The sequence below is a fragment of the Halomonas sp. AOP27-A1-41 genome, assembly GCF_052378605.1.
GTDB classification, from domain to species: Bacteria; Pseudomonadota; Gammaproteobacteria; order Pseudomonadales; family Halomonadaceae; genus Vreelandella; species Vreelandella citrativorans.
This window is the reverse complement of the sequence record NZ_JBQSXT010000026.1, coordinates 20,768-43,422: the sequence shown is the minus strand read 5'-3', so window position 1 is coordinate 43,422 and position 22,655 is coordinate 20,768. Positions and strand designations below refer to the sequence as shown.

The window sequence follows — 22,655 nt, the reverse complement described above, 5'->3', positions numbered from 1 at the left end:
CCCAGGCTTTGGGGTCACAAGCTTAATGGTGGTCTTTAATGAGGATTATTGGATGGAAATCCCCGAGGAAGATCAGGCAGTATTTCTCGAAATTGGCCGTGAACTCGAAGACGTCTCTCTCGCCCATTATGAGCGTTTGATTGAAGAAGAAACCGAGCTAATGGAAGAAGTGGGCGCTGAGCTCACTTACCTGGGCGATGAGCAGCAAGCAATGCTAGATCAAGCATTCGCAGATGGGTTATGGGAAGAAGCCATTCGAATCTCAGGTGAGCCTGCTGAACGTATTCGCGCACTCGCGCAAGAGGCTGGCCTTACTCCCTAATCACACGCCGCATCTTACCCGCTGCCGCTTATTAATGAGTAGCAGCGGTGTTTGACGTGTGTCTCGCTCTTAATTGTGCTGACTTTTCGGGGAGTACGATGAACAAGCTATTTTCATACAGCAGTAAAGTTCACGATGCTATTACTAGCATTGGATATTGGTTAGGCGTTCTGGCTTTGCTCGCTATTTTGTGCATGTTTTGCTACGAAATAACAGCTCGTTATTTCTTCCGCAATCCTACCCAATGGATCTCTGACTACACTGGCTACGCACTACTATTTTCAACGTTTCTCCTTGCCCCTCGCGTCACTAAAAATCGCGGCCATATTGAAATTACCTTTATCCGCGATGCTCTTCCACCACTCCCTCAACATATCTTCAATGCGTTGCTCTTCATGTTGGCGGCAGGCGCATGTATTTGGGCGGGCTGGTATGCCGTAGAAGAAGCAATGCGCCAATACGACCGCGGCATCCGCACCATGGCAGTTGTATCAGTGCCACGCTGGTGGATGAGTGCCGCTATTGCCTACGGGTTTATCAATTCAGGTCTCTATTTTATTCGCGCCAGCATTGAAGAACTTCGCGCCAGTAAAGTCGAGCAGGTGCCACGGGCTAATTAAGCACCTTTTAATGGAGAACGTTAATGGAATGGTTTCATACTCTACTGGCTGGCCTAGGCATACTGCTGCTTCTATTTATCTTAGGTGTGCCGGTATTTGTCGCGTTTTTAATTACCAACTTGCTGGGCGCTCTCCATTTCTTTGGTGGGCGCGGCTTCAGCATTTTCACTAACAGCATCTATGACACCCTTTCTTCAGCCTCGCTGGCAACCATTGCTCTGTTTATTCTAATGGGCGAGCTACTGTTTAGATCAGGCGCAACTGATGCGGTCTTCCGCTCCACTGATACTCTGATAGGGCGAGTGAAAGGTCGGGACTTCGTACTCTCAGCAGCGCTAGGCACAATCTTTGGTGCGCTTTCTGGCGCAGCGATGGGTGTTGTCGCAATGCTTGGCCGCTCCCTGCTCCCCCAAATGCTTGCCCGGGGCTGCGACCGTCGACTATCGATCGGCGCCATTCTTGGTGGCGCCAACCTTGCCCCGATCATACCGCCCAGCGTACTCATTATTGTCATCGGCATGCTGGCCAATCTCTCTATTTCACGCTTTCTAATCGCAGGCGTTATTCCCGGCATAGTAATCGCAAGCCTGATACTCGCTTATACAGGCATACGCATTGCCATTAACCCTGCCTTAGCAGGCAAAACCTCGCAGAGCGATATACCCCGTACCACAATGAAGCAAAAAGCCGTCGCTCTAGCACGGCTTATCCCATTTAGTGTCATCATCTTCTTTGTCATGGGCTTTATTCTACTTGGTATTGCCACGCCTTCAGAGTCGGCGGCTTCAGGTGTCGTGGGCTCACTTCTGGCAGCGGCTTATTACCGCAAACTATCATGGAAAATGGTCAAAGAATCTCTCGAGTCTGCAGCCGTGGTATCAGCTATTATTCTGATTATCATGGCAAGCTCCAAGCTATTTAGCCAGCTGCTTTCTCTGAGCGGCGCCACTTCTGCGATTGCTCAAATGGTCGTTAATGCCCCGTTCGATCCATTGTTAATGCTGCTGATCATGATGTTGATTCCTTTCATCTTCTGCATGTTCATGGATCAGATCGCCATTAGCATTGTGATTATCCCTATCTATGTTCCTGTAATCGCAGCGCTAGGCTTCGACCCACTATGGTTCTGGGTACTATTCCTCATCAACGTGACGATTGGCGGATTCTCCCCTCCCTTTGGTTACGTACTGTTCGCATTTAAAGCGGCAGTCCCCGAGCTACGGATCAGCGACCTATACTCAGCGGCATGGCCTTTTGTCGGTGTATTTATCATTGCCATGGTTATCATCGCTATTTTCCCTGCACTAGCCACCTGGCTACCCAGCCTCTTATAACGTGGAGATCACAATGACCGATACCAGTCTGCAACAGAACTACCAAGACACTTTTAAAGGCTCCACGGGGTTTGGCAGCAAGCCTGCTATTCTGGCCATAGATTTCATGAAGTCTTACACCACAGAGGGCAGCGGACTTTATGCGGAGGGTGTTGTCTCAGCGGTGAAGTATGCGGAAGAGCTCTATAACACCGCGCGGGGACTTAATGTTCCTATCATACACACTCGCGTCACTTATCTGCCTAGTGGTGATAACGGCGGTGTATTTGTTGAAAAGCTACCCATCCTACGGGAGATGATAGAAGACAACCCGTTAACTCAATTTGATGACCACGTTATACCCAGCGCTAACGAAGCGGTAATTTGTAAGCAATATCCAAGCGCTTTCTTTGGTACTCCCCTAGTTTCGATGCTTGTAAAGCAGGGTATTGATACCGTGATTATTACTGGTTGCTCTACCAGTGGCTGTGTACGCGCTTCAGTGGTAGATGCGATTTCATATGGGTTTAAAGTGATTGTACCGCAGGAGTGTGTGGGAGATCGCCACCCTGCCCCCCACGAGGCTAACTTGTTCGACATTAATGCCAAATATGGCGATGTAATGAGTATGCAGAATGTGATCTCCCACCTTCAGAGTAACAACCGTGCTTGACCCCCACTTCAACAATTCTGGCACGCCGCAAGGCGCTGCCAGTTCCACCTATTGGTTCCAGGCAGTTAGTGCTAACTATGCACACTATACAGGTGCGCCTGCTCACCCAGGAGATGTGGAGCGAACGGCAGCCATGCTAGCAACGGTGCTCCACGACTTAAGCATTAGTCGATTAAGGGCGGGCAGCACTTTTAATCATGATGAAGGCATGTTTGAAAGGCTCCTTTGTCGCTATCGGCCAACATCCCTGGAGCCATTATGACCAACCCTCGTCACTGGAGCATTCTGACAGCCCAGGAGGCTTTGCAGAAGAAAACCATTAGCCGCCAAGAACTGATTTATGACAGTCTATCCGCCATACGGCACGCTCAACCTAAAGTGAACTGCTGCATTAAAGTAACCGAGCAGCATGCCCAATCGCGTTTGAGCGAACTAGCGCGTACCTCTTTTTCAAGCCCCCTAGCGGGCTTACCTGTCGCCCATAAAGATATGTTTTATCGCCAGGGCGCGGTATGTACGTTCGGTACGGCTCCGCCAGGCCATCACATTCCCGACGAAACCTCACAGGTTCTGAGGCAGTTGGATAAAGCGGGGTCTATTCAAATTGCCACGCTTAATATGGCTGAGTTTGCATTTGGCGCAACAGGACACAATGAGCACTTCGGTGCCTGCCACAACCCATGGCATTTAGACTATATGACGGGAGGTTCCTCAAGTGGCTCGGCCGCAGCAGTAGCAGCCGGACTGGTTGTTGGAGCGCTCGGGTCGGACACAGGTGGCTCTATACGTATACCCGCTGCAGCCTGTGGTGTTGTGGGGCTAAAACCTACCAACGGCTTGGTGCCAACGCGTGGCGTAATGCCTATGGCGCGCTCTCTTGACTGCGTCGGCCCATTGGCTCGTAGCGCTAGAGATGTGGCGATAATGATGGACTGTCTAATGGAAGAGCCAACTACTACCGGCTACCAGTCAAGATTAGGGCATTCGCTACAGGGTCTTAAAATTGGCATACCCAACAATTATTACTACGACGATATCGATAATGAAATTGCCCAGTTAATGCAGGAAAGTCTTGCCCACTTTGAACGCTTAGGATGCGAGCTGGTCGAGGTCACCGTTCCTGATCACGATATTCTTACCAGCTTAGCCTATATAGTACTAGGCAGTGAGGCGGCGGCCTACCACGCGGAGTATCTGGAGGAAGTGCATAGTTACTATGGAACCCAAACCCGTGCACGCCTGCTCAATGGATATTTACTGCCTGCAAGCGCCTATGTGAATGCTAAGCAATTACGCGCCTTTCATACAAAGCGTTTTTTAGACGCAGTTTATCAACACTGCGACCTACTGCATGCACCTGTTCTTCGACAGCCTGTACCCACTCTAAAAGCAGTGGACATGCAAGCAAATCCACAAATGAGTCAAATGATTACTGCACTTAGCCACTGTACTCGGCTGACTAACTACCTAGGGCTTCCGGCTATTGCTCAACCCTGTGGTTTTAGCCGTTCAGGCCTACCTGTTGGGCTTCAGCTTATCGGCAAACCATTCGATGAACGAACTCTGCTGAGTGCTGCGAATGCATTTGAGCAGGCTACTAATATTACCAATCTCGTAGCGCCATTTTAAAGGAAACCAGCTATTTATTCACCGAGTACTACGACGAACGATGGGCACTACTGAGAGTAATTTACTTTCACCCGCTACCAGACCTGTATCGATTTGGCCCAATAGTAATCGGATGGCTTCAATCACCATCTCCTCTAACGGCTGCTCAACAGTGGTGAGCTGATAGCTCGGCCAACTCGCAATAGGCATATTATCAAACCCGACCACCCCCACATCTTCAGGAACACGCAGTCCTAACTCGGCTCTTAGCGTGTCGATAACGGCCACGGCCATGTGGTCGTTAGCAGCAAAGATGGCATCTGGATATGGAGCATTAGCAAACATCGTACGGGTAGCTGCCTGGGCCGTCGCAAACTGATAGTCGCCCTGTGCTTCAGCCCAACAGTGGCTACCATGATCGGCAAGGGCCGCTAAAAAACCTTGACGGCGCTGGCTACTGGTCGAGGATTCCGGCAAGCCTGCAATGAATGCAATTCGCTCGTAGCCGCGCTTAACCAGTAGTTCCCCGACCCAATAGCCACCGCGATAATTATCACTAGCTACTTGGCTCACGCCCTCAAACGCGACGGTGCGATTTATTAGTGTTACCGGAATGCCGCGTTCAATGCACTCCTGAGCAAACGAAGACGAGAGCCTAGCCGCCAGCATCAAAATACCGTCCGCTTGGCTTTGTAAAATATTCGCCATAATACTTGCCGACTGCTCTTCGTCGCTACTCATAAACAGCAGCAAATGATAGCCATACTGCTGAAGTTGGTGGGCAGTACAATTCAACATCTGTGCGTAAAACGGATTATCGAGCTGCGACATAACGACCGCTATCGTGCGAGAGGAGCGGGTGATGAGCGATCGCGCGATGTGGTTGGGCCGATACCCAAGTTGCTTCGCGGCCGCTAGCACCTTTTCACGCGTTTTAGGCGCAATACTGGCATCCGTCGAAAAGCAGCGGCTCACCGCCGACTGCGACACTCCCGCTAACGCAGCCACCTGTTGCGATGTCACCGGCCGCTTTTTCATTTACACCTCATTTGCGTAATAGGGGAAATGCTGGGGTCTAGCATTGGCCAACTACATATCTGGTCATTTCTTTATTGTTAATCCTTCACTTGCTGCTTGTGCGCCATTAATGCCATAAGGCGACGGTCTCTCCATATCTGACGCTCATTCAGCTGACTGACTGGCAGCGCCCTACGACGTTCATCATCTAACTGCTGGAGCGTTTCTGTCGCCCAGGGGTTCGATGTACTCCTCTGGTTATCGACGTCGCGGTAAAGAGGACCATAGCGGCCAGCGTAGTCAACGACACCACTTGGAGCGTTCAGATCTATTGTTTCAAAGGGGCCCATGAATGACCAGCGCAAACCCAATCCATGCTTAACTGTCTTATCGAGATCCTCCGCCGACACGTAGCCGTCACGGAAAAGCCGTAACGCTTCATTAAGCAACGCCCCTTGTAGACGATTCAAAATAAATCCCTGCACCTCTTTCTGTACCAAGATTGGCTCCTGTTGGATCTCTCGCATCAATGCTAGGGTACGCTCCACGACCTGAGGACTGGTCTCAGGGGAAGGAACAACTTCAACTAACGGAATGAGATAAGGCGGATTAACCGGATGTGCGACCAAGCAGCGCTCTGAATGGCGCAAGTGCCCACTAAACTGCGAGGCCACGATCCCCGAGGTAGAGCTTGCAAGAATGGTATTTGGGTCAGATGCGGCTTCAAGCTGCGTATACATCGTTTTTTTAGCGCTTACGTTTTCCGGTCCACACTCTTGAACGTAAGAGACGCCTGCAAGCGCAGCCTCTAAATCAGGCTGTACCGTGATACGCGATAAAACTAACGCAGGCTCATCCAGCAAACCGGCACTCTTTAAATCTTGAAGCGACTTGTCTATTCGGCTGATGACTTGGCCAAGTTGCTCTGCGTCGACATCGTACAACCGTACATCAAGCCCAGCTCTGGCGAACACTATCGCCCAGGCGCGTCCAATGAGCCCCGCCCCAACTACTGCAATTTGCATAGCCATTATGTACCCCTCTTAGTTTGCGGTATTACAAACGTGTAATACGAAAAAAACTTACATGACACATACTATAGCACTCACAAAACTTTTTGCATTCGTATGCAAAAACACCTAGCCTAGTTTTATCTTGCCAGTAAGGTTCGATTCCTTATCTCAAGATTGCCCAGCAAAAACAACGCCAAAGCCAAGATGGAGTTTTTAAAATGATTCGTCACCTCAAGATAGGCGCTTCGGTTGAAACACGTGCTGAAGCTGATCGCCAAGTTCGTGAAACAGTTGAAAAAACCCTCGCCAATATCGAAGCTAACGGTGATAGAGCGGTACGCGAGTTATCGGAAAAGTTTGATAATTGGTCGCCTAACTCTTTTCGCTTAAGCGACGAAGACATTGCTAAAGCAATGAGTGAAGTGCCTGAGCGCGATCTTGCAGACATTCGTTTTGCGCAAGCTCAGATTCGTCGTTTTGCAGAAGCGCAACTCGCCTCAATGCAACCAGTAGAAATAGAAGCTCACCCTGGTGTAGTGCTAGGTCATAAACACCTGCCAGTAAACTCTGTGGGTTGCTATATTCCTGGCGGTGCCTACCCAATGGTAGCATCGGCTCATATGAGTGTGCTTACGGCCAAGGTGGCGGGTGTGAAACGTGTGGTTGCTGCCGCCCCTCCCTATAAAGGTAAGCCCCATCCGGCCATTGTGGCGGCCATGCATTTAGCCGGTGCCGATGAGATCTTGGTGCTTGGGGGTGTACAGGCGGTTGGTACGATGGCAATTGGTACTGACACGATAGAGCCTGTCGATATGTTGGTCGGCCCTGGGAACGCTTTTGTAGCCGAAGCCAAGCGCCAGCTGTTTGGCCGTGTCGGTATTGACCTATTTGCAGGCCCCACAGAGACGCTGGTAATTGCCGATGAAAGTGTTGATGGCCTGCTATGTGCTACCGACCTGCTAGGCCAAGCAGAACATGGGCCAACATCACCGGCGGCACTACTAACCAATTCGGAGAAGCTCGCCAACGATACTTTGGCAGCCATTGAAGAGCTGCTTCAGAAGTTGCCGACAGCCGAGATAGCTCGTAAAGCATGGGAAGCACATGGTGAGATAATTATCTGCGATAGCCACGACGAAATGTTGCAGGTCGCCAATGAGATGGCCTACGAGCACGTTCAGGTAATGACCGAAGATCCCGAATTTTATTTAGAAAGAATGACCAACTATGGCGCACTTTTCCTAGGACCACGCACCAACGTAGCGTTTGGCGATAAAGTAATCGGCACTAATCATACCTTGCCGACCAAAAAAGCCGCCCGCTACACTGGCGGCCTGTGGGTAGGCAAGTTTCTTAAAACGTGTACTTACCAACGTGTACTAACAGACGAAGCTTCGGCGGAAATTGGCAGCTATTGCTCACGATTATGCGCTTTAGAAGGGTTTGTAGGACACGGCGAACAGGCTAATGAACGCGTGCGCCGCTACGGCCATAAAGATGTCCCTTACGCGTCTGCGGTGGAATCATGAAACTACCACAAACACCCAATCAACGATTAGACGGTAAGCGGGCGCTTGTAACGGGCGCAAGCCAGGGGATCGGCCTTGCCGCTGCCTGCGCGCTAGCGCAGGCAGGCGCCAACGTCACATTGCTGGCACGTGGAAAGCAAACGCTCAATGAAGCAGTGGCTGCCCTGCAAAACGCAGGTCACAACGCGGAGGCCTTGGCGTTAGATGTTGGTGATCAAACAGCAGTTACGCAGCATCTAGCCGAACAGACGTTTGATATTTTGGTCAATAATGCAGGCACTAATCGCCCCAAACCGCTTAATGATGTCACCACTGATGACTATGCCGCCGTGATGGATCTCAATGTGCGCGCCTGTTACTTCATAACTCAAACAGTAGTAGCAAACATGCCCGCTGGCGGTAGCGTTATTAATATGTCCTCCCAGATGGGGCATGTAGGAGCGACCAATCGCAGCCTTTATTGCGCATCAAAATCGGCAGTAGAAGGCATGACACGCGCTATGGCAGTAGAGCTTGGTCCGCGTCATATTCGCGTAAACTCTATTTGCCCAACATTTATTGAAACCGCAATGACGCGATCCTACTTTGATGAACCTGGATTCCTAGAGAGCGTCATCGCCAATATTCCTCTAGGAAGATTAGGTCAGGTCGAAGATATGATGGGCCCCGTTGTTTTTTTAGCCTCACCTTCGGCTGCTTTGATAACAGGCAGCGCGTTAATGGTGGATGGTGGTTGGACGGCTCGATAAAAACACAATAATGTACCCGCCATGCTTGACCTGCCAACTCCCCGCTCTCACGCGGGGGGTTTTATATGGATAACGGGTTAGCTGCAGCTGCAGTGTCCAAGTGATACTATTTGCAGCCGTTACTTTTTCGCATTGACGAATGTCAGCGCTGTCCGCCTCGCTCCAGGAGACAACGACGTGCCAATTCCCGCTCGCCGTTCACGATTGGCTCTATTTTCAGATGGTATTTCCCGCTTTACGCTATCACTCACACCCTGGTCATGTGCGTTGTTCTTGATTGCGCTGACGGTGGCATTGCCGATTCTGGTTGTCTTGAGCTATATCTTTGTGCCGACGGAAGGCGTCTGGCAGCACTTGGCGAGCACCGTGTTGAGCCGCTATCTGTCGAATACCTTTTGGCTTGTGCTCTGGGTGGGGCTGGGCACGTTAATCCTGGGCGCCGGTAGCGCCTGGCTGGTGGTGATGTGTCGCTTCCCGGGCAAACGAATCTTTGAATGGGCACTTTTATTACCGCTGGCGGTGCCCACCTATGTCATCGCCTACGCTTACACGGATTTTTTGCAGGTGGCAGGGCCGCTACAGAGTGCGCTTCGCGGGTGGTTTGACTGGCAGTACGGCGACTACTATTTCCCCAACGTGCGCTCGTTAGGCGGCGCCGCGACGCTGATCACGTTTGTGCTGTATCCCTACGTTTATTTGCTCGCCCGCGCCTCCTTTCTTGAGCAATCGGTATGCGTACTCGATGTAGGGCGCACGCTGGGTCGTGGCCCCTGGCACCTGTTTGCAAGCGTTGCCCTGCCGCTGGCGCGCCCCGCCCTGGTGGGCGGCGTTTCGCTGGTACTGATGGAAACCCTCAACGAGTTTGGCGCGGTGCAGTTTTTTGGCGTAGATACCTTTACCACCGGCATTTACCGCACCTGGTTTGGGCTGGGCGAGCCCGCGGCAGCCGCTCAGCTAGCCGCCTGCCTGCTAACGTTTGTGATTGTGCTGGTGCTGCTGGAGCGCTTCTCGCGCGGGAAGCGGCGCTATTTTCATACCACCAACCGCTACCAACAGTTGCCCGAGTACCGCCTGCATGGCTGGCGCGCCCTCGGCGCAACACTCGCCTGCTTGCTGCCTATCGTCATCGGCTTTTTATTGCCGAGCGGCATCTTGCTGAACCTTGCCATTCAGCAGGGTGACGCCCTGCTGGGCACGCGCTTTATCCGCTTCGCTACCAACAGCCTCAGCCTTGCCATGGTCGCGGCGCTGATTGCCGTGGGCCTGGCAGTACTGCTGAGCTATAGCGTTCGGCTACATAACTCACCCGGTGCCCGGCTATTTACCCGAATCGCCGCGATGGGCTATGCCATTCCCGGCTCGGTGGTTGCGGTAGGTATCTTGATTCCCTTTGCCTGGCTGGATAACACGCTGAATACGTGGCTACACGCCCACTACGGAAAAATTATCGGCCTGGTGTTTAGCGGCTCGGCGTTTATTTTAATTTATGCCTATGTCGTGCGCTTTTTGGCCGTGTCATTTAATGCGGTTGAGGCAAGCCTGGGCAAAGTGACTCCCAATATGGACGCCGCCTCGCGCACTTTAGGCCAGACCGCAGGTGGCACGCTGCGCCGTATTCATACGCCGCTGATGCGCAGCAGCCTGCTGGCCGCAGGAATTCTCGTGTTTGTGGATGTGATGAAAGAACTGCCTGCGACGATTATCCTGCGGCCGTTTAACTTCGATACTCTGGCGGTGCGTGCTTATAGCCTGGCGTCTGATGAGCGCTTGGCTGAGGCCTCCACCGCGTCGCTGGCTATTGTGGTGGTCGGCATCTTGCCGGTGATTCTGCTTAGCCTGGCCATGCGCCGGGCGCGGCCCGGCAGCCATACTCAGTAAATCTACGGGGAAGTCTACCTAGGCTTCATCCTGAAAAACAAACACCTGAGAGTGGTCCAGGTCGATATCAATCGGCTGGCCCTCCTGGGGCAGAAAGACGCCAGGCACGCGGGCATGTAGATGCGCCTCCTGGCCATCAGCCCCGTGGGCGCACAAATGAATGAGGCTGGAACGCCCGAGTAGCTTTGCCATGACCACATGGCTATGGCGGTGGGCGGCTGCGGGCAAGTCGCGTTCCTGAAGCCGCAGCGCCTCAGGGCGAATCATAATCCGCGCCTTACTGCCTTCGGGCAGCCAGCTGGCATCTATTTCACCTACCGGGGTCTGCACACGGCCCTGCTTAACCGTGCCGCTGAGTTCATTTACTTCACCAAAAAAGGTCACCACAAACGGGTCGACCGGCGTGCAATAAAGCTCGCGCGGCGTGCCCGTTTGAATAATTCGGCCATCGCGCATGAGGGCAATTCGGTCAGCCATAAACATGGCTTCTTCCGGGTCGTGGGTCACCAGTAACGTGGCTGACCCCAGTTTTTTCAGCACGTGCAGCGTGTCGTCGCGAATGCGGTCACGCAGCCGTGCATCCAGGCTTGAAAAGGGTTCGTCGAGTAGCATCAACTTGGGTGTTGGCGCAAGCGCCCGGGCCAAGGCGACGCGCTGCTGTTGCCCGCCAGACAGCATGTGCGGGTAGGTATCGATGTAATCCGCCATCCCCAACTGAGTCAACAGCTCCACCGCGCGTTCGCGGCGCTGGCGCGCGGGCATCTGTTTGAGCCCAAAGGTGACGTTTTCCAGCACACTTAAGTGAGGGAAAAGCGCCGAGTCCTGAAATGCCAGGCCGACATTACGCTTTTCCGGCGGAAGGTGACGCTGGCCAGGTGATGCGACGGCCTGCCCTTCCAGGCTAACGCTACCTTGTTGAAGGGCTTCCAGCCCTGCGGCAATACGTAATAGCGTGGTTTTACCGCATCCCGATGGCCCCAGCAGGCACACGACTTCTCCAGGGGAAATCTCTAACGAGACACCTTTCACCACTTGGTTTGCTGCATACGTATGGTGGACATCGTGTAGCGAAAGCGCCTGTAACGTGGCGTTATCGGGAGCTGATACGGTTACTGCCATAATGTCACCATTACCTCATTTAATCAGCGTCTCACTTAGCCAGCACTTTTGGCGTGCTGCTAGGCAGGCTGCGTTGAATATCAACACCATTGTATTTTTCATTCGCTTGATATGCACGCAGGGTTGCACAACCACGAACACCTTGTTCTTTTTTCCCTTGACGCGGGTACTGCGAAAGTATTCAATACTAAAACTTAATGCAACTTATTCTCATAATCATTTAGGACGCTAACTATATGAAAACAACACGTCTTTCAGTCTCTATCGCCGCCATTCTTGCGGGCGCTGCTGTATCAAGTACAGCACTTGCCGATGCGGTTAACATTTACTCTGCCCGCCACTACGATTCGGATGAAATCCTCTATAAAGCGTTCACCGACGAGACGGGCATCGAAGTGAACGTTCTGGAAGGCGACTCCGACCAACTGATGGAGCGCATGCAGCGTGAGGGCATTGCCAGCCCCGCCGACGTCATGCTGACGGTCGATGCGGGCCGTTTATGGCGCGCCGAGCAGGACGGCCTGTTCCAAAGCGTGGATTCTGAGGTACTGAGCGAGCGTCTGCCGGAGTCAATGCGCCAGCCTGACAATTTATGGTTTGGCTTTAGCCAGCGTGCACGGGTAATTTTCTATAACCGCGATAACTTCGACCCCAGCCAGATCGAAAGCTACGAAGATTTAGCCGATCCTCGGTTTGAAGGCCAGTTGTGCATTCGCTCCTCCAACAACATCTATAACCAGTCGCTGCTTGCGTCCATGATTGAGCATCACGGTGAAGAGGGTGCAGAAGAGTGGGCCCAGGGCGTGGTTAACAACCTGGCGCGCAACCCGGAAGGTGGCGATACTGACCAGATTCTTGGGGTCGCCAGCGGCGAGTGTGACTTGGCCGTTGCCAACCACTACTACTATGTTCGTATGCTCCATTCCGACAGCGAGTCTGACCGTGAAGCAGCGCGCAAGGTGGGGGTAATTTTCCCCAACCAGAACGACCGTGGCACCCACGTTAACGTTGGCGGTGCTGGCCTGGTAGCCAATGCGCAAAACCCGGAAAACGGCATTAAATTCCTGGAGTTCTTATCGTCTGATGGCGCCCAGGAAATCTTCGCCGAGCGTAACTATGAGTTCCCGGTCGTCGACGGTGTCAAGAAAGACCCGGTATTAGAGTCATGGGGTGACTTCAAAAAGGATGAGCTGAATATTAATGTGCTGGGTGAGAATAACCCCGAAGCCATTCGTATTTTTGACCGCGTCAGCTGGCGCTAAGCCCTCCCCACGCATACAAAACGGCCCGCCACTTGGCGGGCCGTTTTCATGTGAGCACTATTTACTTTTTAATGCGCTTCATCCCAATTAACCCCGCTTTCGGCTTCAACAATCAGCGGTACTTTAAGCTCGGCGGCGGCTTGCATACGCGTTTGCACTTCACCAATAAACGCTTCCACCTGCTCTTCTTTCACCTCAAACACCAGTTCATCATGTACTTGCATGACCATCAGCGCATCGAACTCGCCCTCTGCAAGCCAAGCGTCCACGTCGATCATGGCCTGTTTGATGATATCCGCGGCGGTGCCCTGCATGGGCGCGTTGATCGCGGTACGCTCAGCGCCCTGACGGCGGTTGCGGTTTTGCGAGTGGATTTCCGGCAGGTACAGGCGGCGCCCCAGCACGGTTTCCACAAACCCATCTTCCGCGGCTTGGGTGCGAATCCGGTCCATATAGCGAGCTACGCCTGGGTAGCGGTCAAAGTAGCGGTCGATATAGGTTTGCGCCTGATTGCGCTCGATATGCAGCTGGCGCGCAAGGCCCCACGCGCTCATACCGTAAATCAGCCCGAAGTTAATCGCTTTAGCACTACGCCGCTGATCACTGGACACTTTGTCCAGCGCGGTGCCGAAGACTTCCGCGGCAGTGGCCGTGTGGATATCGCGATTCTCGGCAAACGCTTCCAGCAGGCCCTTGTCTTCTGAAAGGTGCGCCATGATGCGCAGCTCAATTTGCGAGTAGTCGGCGGCAACGATGCGATAGCCAGGCCGAGCAATAAATGCCTGGCGAATCTTGCGCCCCTCTTCGGTGCGAATGGGGATGTTCTGCAGGTTCGGGTCCGATGAAGAGAGACGACCGGTGGCGGTGACCGCCTGGTGATAACTGGTGTGTACTCGGTTATTTGCCTTGTTGATCAAGCGCGGCAGCTTATCGGTGTAGGTGGACTTCAACTTGGAAAGCCCGCGATGCTCCATGATGACCTTGGGCAGCGGGTAATCCAGTGCCAGCTCCTCAAGCACCGCTTCGGCCGTTGACGGCGCGCCTTTGGGTGTTTTCTTGAGAACAGGGATCTTCAGCTCATTAAACAGAATTTCGCCTAACTGCTTGGGCGAGCCCAGATTAAACTCACGCCCGGCCAGGTCAAACGCCTCAATTTCCAGTTCACGAATGCGCTTATCCAGCTGTTGGCTCTGCGCGTGTAGGCGCTCAGCATCTATCGCCACGCCGTTACGCTCAATGCGGGAAATCACCTTGATCAGCGGCAGCTCCAGGTGATCCAGCACCTGGGCCAGGCGCCCCTCTTTATCTACCTGCGGACGCAACACATCGTACAAGCGCAGGGTAATATCCACATCTTCACAGGCATAAGGTGCTGCCTGCTCTAACGCTATCTGGTTGAAGGTCAGCTGCTTGGCGCCTTTACCAGCGATCTCTTCAAACGAGGTGGTTTTCTCGCCCAGGTACTTAAGCGCCAGCGAATCCATGTCGTGGCGCGTTGCCGTGGAATTCAATACATAAGAGGCCAGCATGGTATCGGCCAGCGTTCCAGCAACGATAATGTCGTAGTTGGCCAATACGGAAATATCGTACTTGAGGTTCTGGCCAATCTTGATGGTCTTTTGATCTTCGAACAGCGGTTTAAGCGCAGCTAAAACCTTGGCTCTATCCAACTGAGCGGGAGCATCCAAATAGTCGTGGGCCAGCGGAATATAGGCCGCTTCACCGGCGTCGAGCGCCAGGCCAATTCCCACAATTTCGGCTTCCATGTAATTCAGGCTGGTCGTTTCCAGGTCAAAACAGAACCGCTTGGCGCTTTTTAAGCGCTTGAGCCAAGCGTCCAGTTCGCTTTGCTCAACGATGACATGGTCCTGGCGCTCTTGAGGGCTGGCTGACTGCGCATCACTGGTTTCCTCAGCATCGTCAGATACCGGTTCGCCGCCTTTTACGTCATCCACGCCTTCATCTTTTCCCTCCAGCAGTTCAGCCAGCCACTGCCTGAATTCAAGCTCTTTATAAAGCGCAACCAGCTGTTCGCGATCCGGGTGCGCAATATCTAAATTATCCAGCCCAACCGGCAGATCGCAGTCGACTTTGATGGTGGCGAGCTGATAGGAGAGATAGGCCTGCTCACGGTGCTCTTCAAGCTTTTTGGATAACGTTTTGGCCCCACGAAACGAGAGCGTTTTAACCCGCTCTAAATCCCCGTAAATGGTATCCAGCCCGCCGCCCATTCCCTGCAGCAGCCCCAAGGCGGTTTTCTCGCCCACACCCGGCACGCCCGGGATGTTATCGACCTTATCGCCCATCAAGGCGAGGTAATCGATAATCAGAGCAGGCGGCAAACCAAACTTGCCTTCCACACCGGCCTCATCCAAGGTTTCATCTTTCATGGTATTGACCAGCGTGATATGCGCATTCACCAGCTGCGCCATATCTTTATCGCCGGTGGAGATCACTGCATCCCGACCCGCCTGCGTGGCACGGTGCGCTAACGTACCTATCACGTCATCCGCCTCCACGCCGTCAATGCATAAAAGTGGCAAGCCAAGCGCCTTTACGCAGGCATGCAGTAGGGCGACCTGGCTGCGTAAATCATCCGGCATCGGTGGGCGATGCGCCTTGTAGTCTTCAAAGAGCTCATCACGGAAGGTTTTGCCCGGCGCATCAAACACCACCGCCATTGGGCTTTGCGGATAATCCTTTATGAGCCGTTTGAGCATGTTCAGCACGCCCTTAACGGCTCCCGTCGGTTGGCCATTAGAGGTTGTTAACGGCGGCAGCGCGTGGAAGGCACGATACAAGTACGAGGAACCATCGACGAGCACGATCGGGGCACGGGCCATAACCAATATCCATTGCAAAAAAAGTATAGGGTCATGATACGCGCTAAGCGCCAGCGGCTGAAATAAACTGGCGGATACAAATACGCTTAAGCGCTTAACAACGCTGCCAACTCAGCCAGCAAGCCGCTACAATAATCAGCTTAGCAACCTGGGCGAGACTTTCATGGCTGTATTCACCCCGCTTAGCGACGCACAGGTCGCTACGTTTTTAGACAACTTTGATGTTGGTGGCTTTGTATCTCTGCAAGGAGTCGCGGGCGGCACCGAAAATTCAACGTTTTTTGTTACCACGCAGCGCCGAGAACTGGTGCTCACCCTGTTTGAACAAGGTGAACATGAAGAGCTGCCGTTCTTCGTCGACCTGCTGGACTACCTGGATGAACACCGTTTGCCAGTGCCAGGCCCGGTTCATGACCGCGATGGCATTGCACTGCACAGCCTGGCGGATAAACCGGCCCTGCTATTTCCGCGTATGCCGGGCCGTCATCCCGTCGCCCCCAACCTGGCGCAGTGCCGGGCGCTTGGGGACACGCTGGGGCGTTTGCATGTGATCTCACAGCACTTCTCCGGCCATCGCCCGAACCCCCGCGACTTGCACTGGCTACAGGCCATGCACCATAAAGTATTGGCGTACTTAAGCCCTGATGATCAGGCATTAATGAAAAACGAAGTCGAGGATTTTGAAAGCGCCTTCAGTCAGTACGCCAAGCTGCCCCAAGGGGCTATCCATGGTGACCTGTTTCGCGACAACACGCTGTTCGATGGCGATCAGCTTGGCGGCATCATTGATTTTTATAATGGCTGCACTGGTGACCTACTGTTTGATCTCGCCATCGTGATTAACGACTGGGCATCAAATGAAGACGGCACGCTCAATGCAGAGCGCTATAATGCCTTGCTGGGGGCTTACCTGGCACGCCGACCACTCACCCACGAGGAGCGTGACGTATGGCCGATAATGCTGCGCATGACGGCGCTACGCTATTGGTTATCGCGCCTGCTGGTCGTCTACGTTGACCCACCGGCTCACGATTTAACACCTCACGACCCCGAGCGTTTTCATACCATCTTAAACGCGCGCATTGCGTATGGCGCCTTACCTCTTCCTGAGGCTGACTTATGAGTGCAACGCAAAGTGGGTCAGCACTAAGTGCTCGCCGCACATGGAATATCGACCAATGGGGCAGCGGCTACTTTGATGTAGACGACCACGGCCAAGCGCTGGTGCGCCCCTTGGGCAGCGACGCCGAAGGCCCTACCCTGCCCCTGCGTGAGCTGGTTACTCAGTTGCAGGAGGCGGGCCTACGCTTGCCTGTTCTGGTGCGCTTTAGCGATATTCTGCACGACCGGGTTGAACAGCTGTGCGGCGCCTTTGATGCTGCCATGAGTGATATTGACTACCAGGGCGGCTACACGGCGGTTTACCCCATCAAGGTCAACCAACAGCGCCGCGTGGTCGAGGAAATTCTGGCGACTTCCGAGCGCGGTAATGGCCGAGTAGGCCTGGAAGCAGGCAGCAAGCCCGAGCTTCTTGCCGTGCTTGCTCTCTCGGGCGGCGGGTCATCGCTAATCGTGTGTAACGGCTACAAGGACCGTGAGTACGTGCGCCTTGCCCTGCTGGGTGAGAAGCTTGGCCACCGTGTTTACCTGGTCGTGGAAAAGCTCTCCGAGCTTGCGATGATCATGGAAGAGGCCCGGGAGCTGGGTGTTACACCGCGTATTGGCCTGCGTGCGCGCCTGGCCTCAGTGGGGAAAGGCAAGTGGCAAAATACCGGCGGCGAAAAGTCCAAGTTCGGCCTAACTGCCAGCCAAATTCTGGAAGTGGTGGAAACGCTGCGCGCCCAGGACGCCTTGGCAAGCCTGCAACTGGTGCATTTCCACTTGGGCTCGCAGATCGCCAATATTCGCGACATTCAGCGCGGTCTGCGTGAGTGCGCCCGTTTTTATGAAAACCTCATCACTCTGGGTGCGCCCATTGATACGGTCGATGTGGGCGGCGGCCTGGGCATTGACTATGAAGGCACTCGCTCGCGCAGTTACTGCTCTGCCAACTACTCGATGCGCGAATATGCCCGTAACGTAGTGAGCGCCTTTGCTCAGCTGTGCGAAGAGTCCCATTTACCTCAGCCCCATTTAATCAGCGAATCGGGCCGAGCATTGACGGCCCACCACGCGGTGCTTATTACCAACGTGATTGGCGAAGAGCGCATTGATGATACGCCGCCCGAGAAGGCGCCTCAGGACGATATACAGGTTGATGCCCTGTGGCGCGTGTTCGACCAGCTTGCCACGCCTCAGGAGCCGCGCATGCTGGTCGAGGCCTGGCATGACCTCTTGCAGGCAGTAAGCGAGTTACAGGACAGATTTGTGCTGGGCCTGAGCGATATCAATGCCCGTGCCGAAGGCGAGCGCCTGTATTTGGCCGCCTGTGCGCGTTTGCGCAGTCAATTGGATACTCGTAATCGGGCACACCGCGAAATTATGGACGAGCTGGCCGAGAAGCTGGCTGACAAGCTGTTTGTTAACTTTTCGCTGTTCCAGTCGGTGCCTGATGTGTGGGGCATTGAGCAGATTTTCCCGGTGCTGCCATTAAGCGGGTTGAATCAACCCCCAACACGCCGTGCTGTCATTCAGGATATTACCTGCGATTCAGACGGACGTATCGACAGCTACGTTGATGGACAAGGTGTAGAAAGCACCCTGCCCCTTCCCGAATGGCCCTCGGAAGATGAGCGCTGGCTAGGCTTTTTCCTGGTGGGGGCGTATCAAGAAATTCTGGGTGACTTGCATAACCTGTTCGGCGATACCGACTCGGTTGACGCCGCATTAAACGAGCACGGCGAGTGGGTGCTTTCCAATCCGCTGGCGGGTGATACCGTTGCCGATGTACTGGCCTACGTCAACTTTGACACCAAGGAACTTATGCAAAAGCTGACCGAGCAGATCGTCAATAGCGATTTCTCAGAGCAAGAGCAGGAAAGCTTTGCGGCAAGCCTGCACGAAGGACTGGAAGGCTATACGTATTTAGAGTAACGCTATCGCCTTACTTTTTTGCCTTACTTTTCAGCACCAATAGAAAGCGTCCCCCCTGGACGACCAAGGGGCGCTTTCACTATGCAACGCTGGCTTATTCAGTAACAGTGGTTGTCACTTCCAGACCGCCGGTCAGCGTTAAGCGCAGTGATGTGCCTCGAGTTAACTCACCGACACCGGCGGGGGTGCCAGTTAAAATGACATCGCCCGGCTCAAGCGTGAAATGACGGCTCATTTCCGCGACCAGCGAGGGAATCGCAAAGATCATATCCGAACCTTCCCCATGCTGGCGCGCTTCACCATCAACCTCCAGCGTAAAGGCCAGCGCATTCCAGTTGGGTACTCGGCTTAGCGGCAGGAATCTGGATAGCGGGCAAGACCCATCAAAACCCTTGGCAATCTCCCACGGGTGGCCCTTCTCTTTCAGCTTCGTTTGTACATCGCGTAGTGTTAAATCGAGCGCTAAACCAATACCCACAATCGCACGTTCCGCTTCATCCGGCGTCGCGTGGGTGAGGGTTTCCCCAACTAACAGGGCCAGTTCGGTTTCGTAGTGTACATCGCCTTGAGAAAAAGGCGGGCTCAGCGGCTGCTCTATATCCACGACACTCGTCGCAGGCTTAATAAATAACAGCGGCTCGCTGGGAACGGGATTATCCAGCTCTTTCGCGTGATCAGCATAGTTGCGGCCAACACATACGACTTTGCCCAATGCATGGGGAAATGCCTGACCGTCAGTAAATTGTGGAACAAGACGCATGGCGGGTACTCTCCTTCTCATTATACGTGCCGCGTTCTTAACAACAGACGCAACAGTTTACCCTACCTATGTGCATGTTCCACAACCTAATACGAGGTTATCGTTCATCCTCCCAATCACTTATCGACTCGCCACTCTTGGCCTGGGTCATGGGCCAGAAAGTCCGGACGCTGCTGCGGGGCCGCATACGGCTCGCGGCAGCGATTATCGGGGCGGTTAAAGACGAAGAACACGTTACTGCGCGGGTCCGGCGACAAGTTAGCGTTTGAGGCATGCAGTGTATTGCAATCAAACAGCAATAGCCCACCGGCCTTACCTTTCGGCGCTTCAATACCGTGCTCGGCAACCAGTTCAGTGAGAGCCTCTGGGCTTGGCACGCCCACTTCCTGCGCTTTCAACGAACGCTTATGGTTATCCATTGGCGTCTCCCCCATGCAGGGCACAAACTTCTTGTGCGAGCCAGGAATCAGCATCAGCGGGCCATTAAATTCGTGATTATCGGTCAGGATCAAGGACGCACTCACTGCATGCATGCCAGGCATACCATCCTCAGCGTGCCAGGTCTCAAAATCCGAGTGCCAGTTAAAGCCCTTACCAGCGAACCCCGGCTTGTAGTTAATGCGTGACTGATGCACATAAGGATCATCACCAATCACCTGCCGAGCGGCACCTGCCACGCGCTCATCTCTGGCCAGTGCGCCCAAGCGTTCGGAAAGGTGGTGTACCGCAAACAGTGAACGAATTTCGTTACTTTCAGGCTCAGTAATACTGAAGTCTTTATCGCGGTAAGCATCCGTACTCATAAGTGCCTGCATCTCAGCACGTAGCTCATCAAGCTCACTACCGCTAATCAGATTCGGGATAAACAAAAAGCCTTTACGTTCAAATTCATCCAGTTGAGGTTCGCTTAAAGGCCCTGACAGGTGACGCCCTTTTACAACGGCGTCCTGACGCGCCTGCCAAAGTGCTTGAGGAGGCTGTGCCAAGCGCGATGGATAGGGGTCATAAAATTTCGCATGTTGCGAAGAGGGCGAATCCGCTAACTCGCTGTAATGCTTATGGGCGGTCACATTATGAAAAGATAGATTGCTGACTGTCATCTAATCCACTCCTTGTATGATTAAATTTCAGATCAATGTCATTGCCATAACAAGGTAGCTAACTTATACGTCTCTGCAAGGCATAACACAGCCTTTATAACGTGGATTAAACCAACATCGCTTAAGCGACTTTTAACGTCTCAACCTTCTTAATGGGTTAAAATTTCATCAAACTCGTCAATTACTTACAACACCCAACCAAAGTTGACTAAAAACGCCAACCCTAAAGATAACAAACGTTGAGCTTTCACGAATTATAAAAAAGATCGCTTATTGCTCTATTAAAAGCCGTCTTTCGCTATTAAATGTCTGACCTGCTTTCATACTTGGACTGTGGCGATGGAAAACATCCTTGCCACCACATTGACGCTTTAAGGGATTATTAGCACTGACTTTAAAACACTTTACCAACTCAAATCAGCCATGCGGTTTCATGCTATCCAAGCCATGCCAACAGCCCTCTCCAGTGGAGAGGGCTTTAGAAAGTGGCAATTTCATTCTCAACGACCAACATTCAAACCAAAAAACAACTACGACAACAGCTCAACAAAACCAACCAAAAGAAAATACGACTCACTGATCATTTATCGTAACTCTTTCATTAAAAACCCGTAATATATAGCTACTCAAATACGGATACAGCGCTACTCTATAAGAACATGACCATAAATAAACTCACTATCAAAACCTGTTGCTGCCGCCATTTCCTCCGGCTTAAGGAGCTTAATACTACTCCTCGTTTTACGTATAAACTTCTTTTGCTCCAGCGCGGTCATGCAGCGGCTAACATGGACACTAGTAATGCCTAATAGCTCGCCTACCACGTCCTGAGTAATAGGAAATGCGTAAATATTGGTCTTCAACAACCCTTTAAAGCAGAATCGCGTATAAATTTCTAATAAAAAATGGGCAACACGCTCTTCAGAACGGTGGTGCGTACAGCTTCTTAATCGTTCAATCGTAATATTGTCATTGACCATGATATAGGACATTACCGCTTTTCTAACGTCCATATCGGTTTTAAAAAGTTTATGTATATCTTCGATCGATATTTTTTCAAACTTACAGTTAGTAAGCGCTAGTATAGTAATATCGTGGTTGTCAAAAAAGCTTTCTCGAACACCGATGATATCGCCAGGCATAAATACATTACATATATCCTGGCCTCGCTTATCGGTGGTATGACAAAGGCTCGCCCATCCTTCTTTTACTAGAAACATATCGGCCCGACCATCACATAATGAGAGCATCTTTTGATTTCTCTTTAATTCGACCGGTTTTTTGCGCGTTGACCGCAAGCTTTCTAAAGAGTCGCTGCCCAAATCTCCATACAACCCCAGAACACTCTCTAGTGTTATATCAAAACTCAAGGCATCGAAATCATCAGTGCCACCATTAAAGCTAAAGCTTTTTTTGTCCATAATATCGTAATTTCCTGCCATTACCTTATCCATTTCTACACTCCTTTGTAGTTAGACGTAAGCTATACATGATAGCCAAAAGGTAAAAAGTTTATATAACTAAAATAGGTAAGAGGCAAAAAAATATAGTCAACGAAAAAAAGATAAACAAGGATTATTTATTTGCCCCACTTGGATAAAGGATGCTACTAAACTATTAAGCGATAAAAATTAACAATTGTTAACTTTTTTATATTAATTTGTATCATCAATCATCGATTTACGTTTTTCAGGTAACACAGGTTTGAAAAAAAGCGTTACGTTTACAAACAAAATGAAACTTACCGGGTCATAAACAAAGGTCAGCTAACAATAAGACAACTTATAAGCAAGTTAACTAATAAAGTCAGAGATTG

At 52.2% G+C, this 22,655-nt stretch carries 18 protein-coding genes; 11 read left to right on the top strand and 7 right to left on the bottom strand.

Annotated elements, in window-relative coordinates:
* The 5 genes from ACT3TC_RS14990 to ACT3TC_RS14970 all read left to right on the top strand — a co-directional run.
* Positions 1 to 322: hypothetical protein (locus ACT3TC_RS14990; protein WP_444640644.1), on the top strand; the 322-nt coding region annotated here is incomplete at its 5' end.
* 98 nt (positions 323 to 420) lie between these two features.
* On the top strand, positions 421 to 942 hold the full coding sequence (locus tag ACT3TC_RS14985; RefSeq protein ID WP_444640643.1) for a TRAP transporter small permease: 522 nt from the start codon (positions 421 to 423) through the stop codon (positions 940 to 942).
* Between the two features lie 23 nt (positions 943 to 965).
* Positions 966 to 2,276 carry a TRAP transporter large permease gene (locus tag ACT3TC_RS14980; RefSeq protein WP_444640641.1) on the top strand — a complete coding sequence of 437 codons (1,311 nt, stop codon included), beginning with the start codon at positions 966 to 968 and terminating at the stop codon, positions 2,274 to 2,276.
* A 13-nt stretch (positions 2,277 to 2,289) separates the two neighbouring features.
* Positions 2,290 to 2,928 (top strand): isochorismatase family protein, encoded by a 639-nt coding sequence (locus ACT3TC_RS14975; RefSeq protein WP_444640639.1) that lies wholly within the window; start codon positions 2,290 to 2,292, stop codon positions 2,926 to 2,928.
* Positions 2,929 to 3,186: 258 nt separating this feature from the next.
* Positions 3,187 to 4,557, top strand: coding sequence for an amidase (locus ACT3TC_RS14970; RefSeq protein ID WP_444640638.1), 1,371 nt, complete (start codon positions 3,187 to 3,189; stop codon positions 4,555 to 4,557).
* Positions 4,558 to 4,575: 18 nt separating this feature from the next.
* Here ACT3TC_RS14970 and ACT3TC_RS14965 read toward each other — a convergent pair whose 3' ends face one another.
* On the bottom strand, positions 4,576 to 5,574 hold the full coding sequence (locus ACT3TC_RS14965) for a LacI family DNA-binding transcriptional regulator (protein ID WP_444640636.1): 999 nt from the start codon (positions 5,572 to 5,574) through the stop codon (positions 4,576 to 4,578).
* A 77-nt stretch (positions 5,575 to 5,651) separates the two neighbouring features.
* Positions 5,652 to 6,584, bottom strand: a complete 933-nt coding sequence (locus ACT3TC_RS14960; protein WP_444640635.1) for a 3-hydroxyacyl-CoA dehydrogenase — start codon at positions 6,582 to 6,584, stop codon at positions 5,652 to 5,654.
* 200 nt (positions 6,585 to 6,784) lie between these two features.
* Here ACT3TC_RS14960 and hisD point away from each other — a divergent pair, with 200 nt between their 5' ends.
* The 3 genes from hisD to ACT3TC_RS14945 all read left to right on the top strand — a co-directional run bounded on the left by hisD (position 6,785) and on the right by ACT3TC_RS14945 (position 10,722).
* A complete protein-coding gene (gene hisD, locus ACT3TC_RS14955) occupies positions 6,785 to 8,095 on the top strand; it encodes a histidinol dehydrogenase (RefSeq protein ID WP_444640633.1) in 1,311 nt (436 codons plus the stop codon).
* On the top strand, positions 8,092 to 8,844 hold the full coding sequence (locus tag ACT3TC_RS14950; protein ID WP_444640631.1) for an SDR family NAD(P)-dependent oxidoreductase: 753 nt from the start codon (positions 8,092 to 8,094) through the stop codon (positions 8,842 to 8,844). The genes hisD and ACT3TC_RS14950 overlap by 4 nt, the downstream gene beginning before the upstream one ends.
* A gap of 177 nt (positions 8,845 to 9,021) precedes the next feature.
* Positions 9,022 to 10,722 carry an ABC transporter permease gene (locus ACT3TC_RS14945; RefSeq protein ID WP_444640629.1) on the top strand — a complete coding sequence of 567 codons (1,701 nt, stop codon included), beginning with the start codon at positions 9,022 to 9,024 and terminating at the stop codon, positions 10,720 to 10,722.
* Positions 10,723 to 10,740: 18 nt separating this feature from the next.
* Here the strand turns inward: ACT3TC_RS14945 and ACT3TC_RS14940 are convergent, their stop codons facing one another.
* Positions 10,741 to 11,841: an ABC transporter ATP-binding protein gene (locus tag ACT3TC_RS14940; protein ID WP_444631184.1), complete on the bottom strand. Its 1,101-nt coding sequence runs from the start codon at positions 11,839 to 11,841 to the stop codon at positions 10,741 to 10,743.
* 236 nt (positions 11,842 to 12,077) lie between these two features.
* Between ACT3TC_RS14940 and ACT3TC_RS14935 the strand changes: the two genes are divergently transcribed.
* Positions 12,078 to 13,103: a Fe(3+) ABC transporter substrate-binding protein gene (locus ACT3TC_RS14935; RefSeq protein WP_444640627.1), complete on the top strand. Its 1,026-nt coding sequence runs from the start codon at positions 12,078 to 12,080 to the stop codon at positions 13,101 to 13,103.
* A gap of 68 nt (positions 13,104 to 13,171) precedes the next feature.
* Here the strand turns inward: ACT3TC_RS14935 and polA are convergent, their stop codons facing one another.
* On the bottom strand, positions 13,172 to 15,946 hold the full coding sequence (gene polA / locus ACT3TC_RS14930; RefSeq protein WP_172117348.1) for a DNA polymerase I: 2,775 nt from the start codon (positions 15,944 to 15,946) through the stop codon (positions 13,172 to 13,174).
* A gap of 163 nt (positions 15,947 to 16,109) precedes the next feature.
* Between polA and ACT3TC_RS14925 the strand changes: the two genes are divergently transcribed.
* Together ACT3TC_RS14925 and speA are read left to right on the top strand one after the other, a co-directional pair.
* The gene (locus ACT3TC_RS14925; RefSeq protein WP_172117347.1) at positions 16,110 to 17,069 is read left to right on the top strand and encodes a homoserine kinase; all 960 of its coding nucleotides are present in this window, start codon (positions 16,110 to 16,112) and stop codon (positions 17,067 to 17,069) included.
* A complete protein-coding gene (gene speA / locus ACT3TC_RS14920) occupies positions 17,066 to 18,979 on the top strand; it encodes a biosynthetic arginine decarboxylase (protein WP_444640625.1) in 1,914 nt (637 codons plus the stop codon). Before ACT3TC_RS14925 ends, speA begins: the two co-directional genes overlap by 4 nt.
* Positions 18,980 to 19,073: 94 nt before the next feature.
* Here the strand turns inward: speA and ACT3TC_RS14915 are convergent, their stop codons facing one another.
* From ACT3TC_RS14915 to ACT3TC_RS14905, 3 genes are all read right to left on the bottom strand, one after another.
* The gene (locus tag ACT3TC_RS14915; protein WP_172117345.1) at positions 19,074 to 19,739 is read right to left on the bottom strand and encodes a fumarylacetoacetate hydrolase family protein; all 666 of its coding nucleotides are present in this window, start codon (positions 19,737 to 19,739) and stop codon (positions 19,074 to 19,076) included.
* 116 nt (positions 19,740 to 19,855) lie between these two features.
* Positions 19,856 to 20,839 (bottom strand): ectoine hydroxylase, encoded by a 984-nt coding sequence (gene thpD / locus ACT3TC_RS14910; RefSeq protein WP_193057393.1) that lies wholly within the window; start codon positions 20,837 to 20,839, stop codon positions 19,856 to 19,858.
* Between the two features lie 644 nt (positions 20,840 to 21,483).
* Positions 21,484 to 22,293, bottom strand: coding sequence for a Crp/Fnr family transcriptional regulator (locus ACT3TC_RS14905; RefSeq protein ID WP_444640623.1), 810 nt, complete (start codon positions 22,291 to 22,293; stop codon positions 21,484 to 21,486).
* Positions 22,294 to 22,655: the final 362 nt, after the last annotated feature.

Coding starts and splice junctions, on each gene's coding strand:
- ACT3TC_RS14985 (WP_444640643.1), top strand. CDS start 421: ATGAACAAGCTATTTTCATACAGCAGTAAAGTTCACGATGCTATTACT.
- ACT3TC_RS14980 (WP_444640641.1), top strand. CDS start 966: ATGGAATGGTTTCATACTCTACTGGCTGGCCTAGGCATACTGCTGCTT.
- ACT3TC_RS14975 (WP_444640639.1), top strand. CDS start 2,290: ATGACCGATACCAGTCTGCAACAGAACTACCAAGACACTTTTAAAGGC.
- ACT3TC_RS14970 (WP_444640638.1), top strand. CDS start 3,187: ATGACCAACCCTCGTCACTGGAGCATTCTGACAGCCCAGGAGGCTTTG.
- ACT3TC_RS14965 (WP_444640636.1), bottom strand. CDS start 5,574: ATGAAAAAGCGGCCGGTGACATCGCAACAGGTGGCTGCGTTAGCGGGA.
- ACT3TC_RS14960 (WP_444640635.1), bottom strand. CDS start 6,584: ATGGCTATGCAAATTGCAGTAGTTGGGGCGGGGCTCATTGGACGCGCC.
- hisD (WP_444640633.1), top strand. CDS start 6,785: ATGATTCGTCACCTCAAGATAGGCGCTTCGGTTGAAACACGTGCTGAA.
- ACT3TC_RS14950 (WP_444640631.1), top strand. CDS start 8,092: ATGAAACTACCACAAACACCCAATCAACGATTAGACGGTAAGCGGGCG.
- ACT3TC_RS14940 (WP_444631184.1), bottom strand. CDS start 11,841: ATGGCAGTAACCGTATCAGCTCCCGATAACGCCACGTTACAGGCGCTT.
- ACT3TC_RS14935 (WP_444640627.1), top strand. CDS start 12,078: ATGAAAACAACACGTCTTTCAGTCTCTATCGCCGCCATTCTTGCGGGC.
- polA (WP_172117348.1), bottom strand. CDS start 15,946: ATGGCCCGTGCCCCGATCGTGCTCGTCGATGGTTCCTCGTACTTGTAT.
- ACT3TC_RS14925 (WP_172117347.1), top strand. CDS start 16,110: ATGGCTGTATTCACCCCGCTTAGCGACGCACAGGTCGCTACGTTTTTA.
- speA (WP_444640625.1), top strand. CDS start 17,066: ATGAGTGCAACGCAAAGTGGGTCAGCACTAAGTGCTCGCCGCACATGG.
- ACT3TC_RS14915 (WP_172117345.1), bottom strand. CDS start 19,739: ATGCGTCTTGTTCCACAATTTACTGACGGTCAGGCATTTCCCCATGCA.
- thpD (WP_193057393.1), bottom strand. CDS start 20,839: ATGACAGTCAGCAATCTATCTTTTCATAATGTGACCGCCCATAAGCAT.
- ACT3TC_RS14905 (WP_444640623.1), bottom strand. CDS start 22,293: ATGGATAAGGTAATGGCAGGAAATTACGATATTATGGACAAAAAAAGC.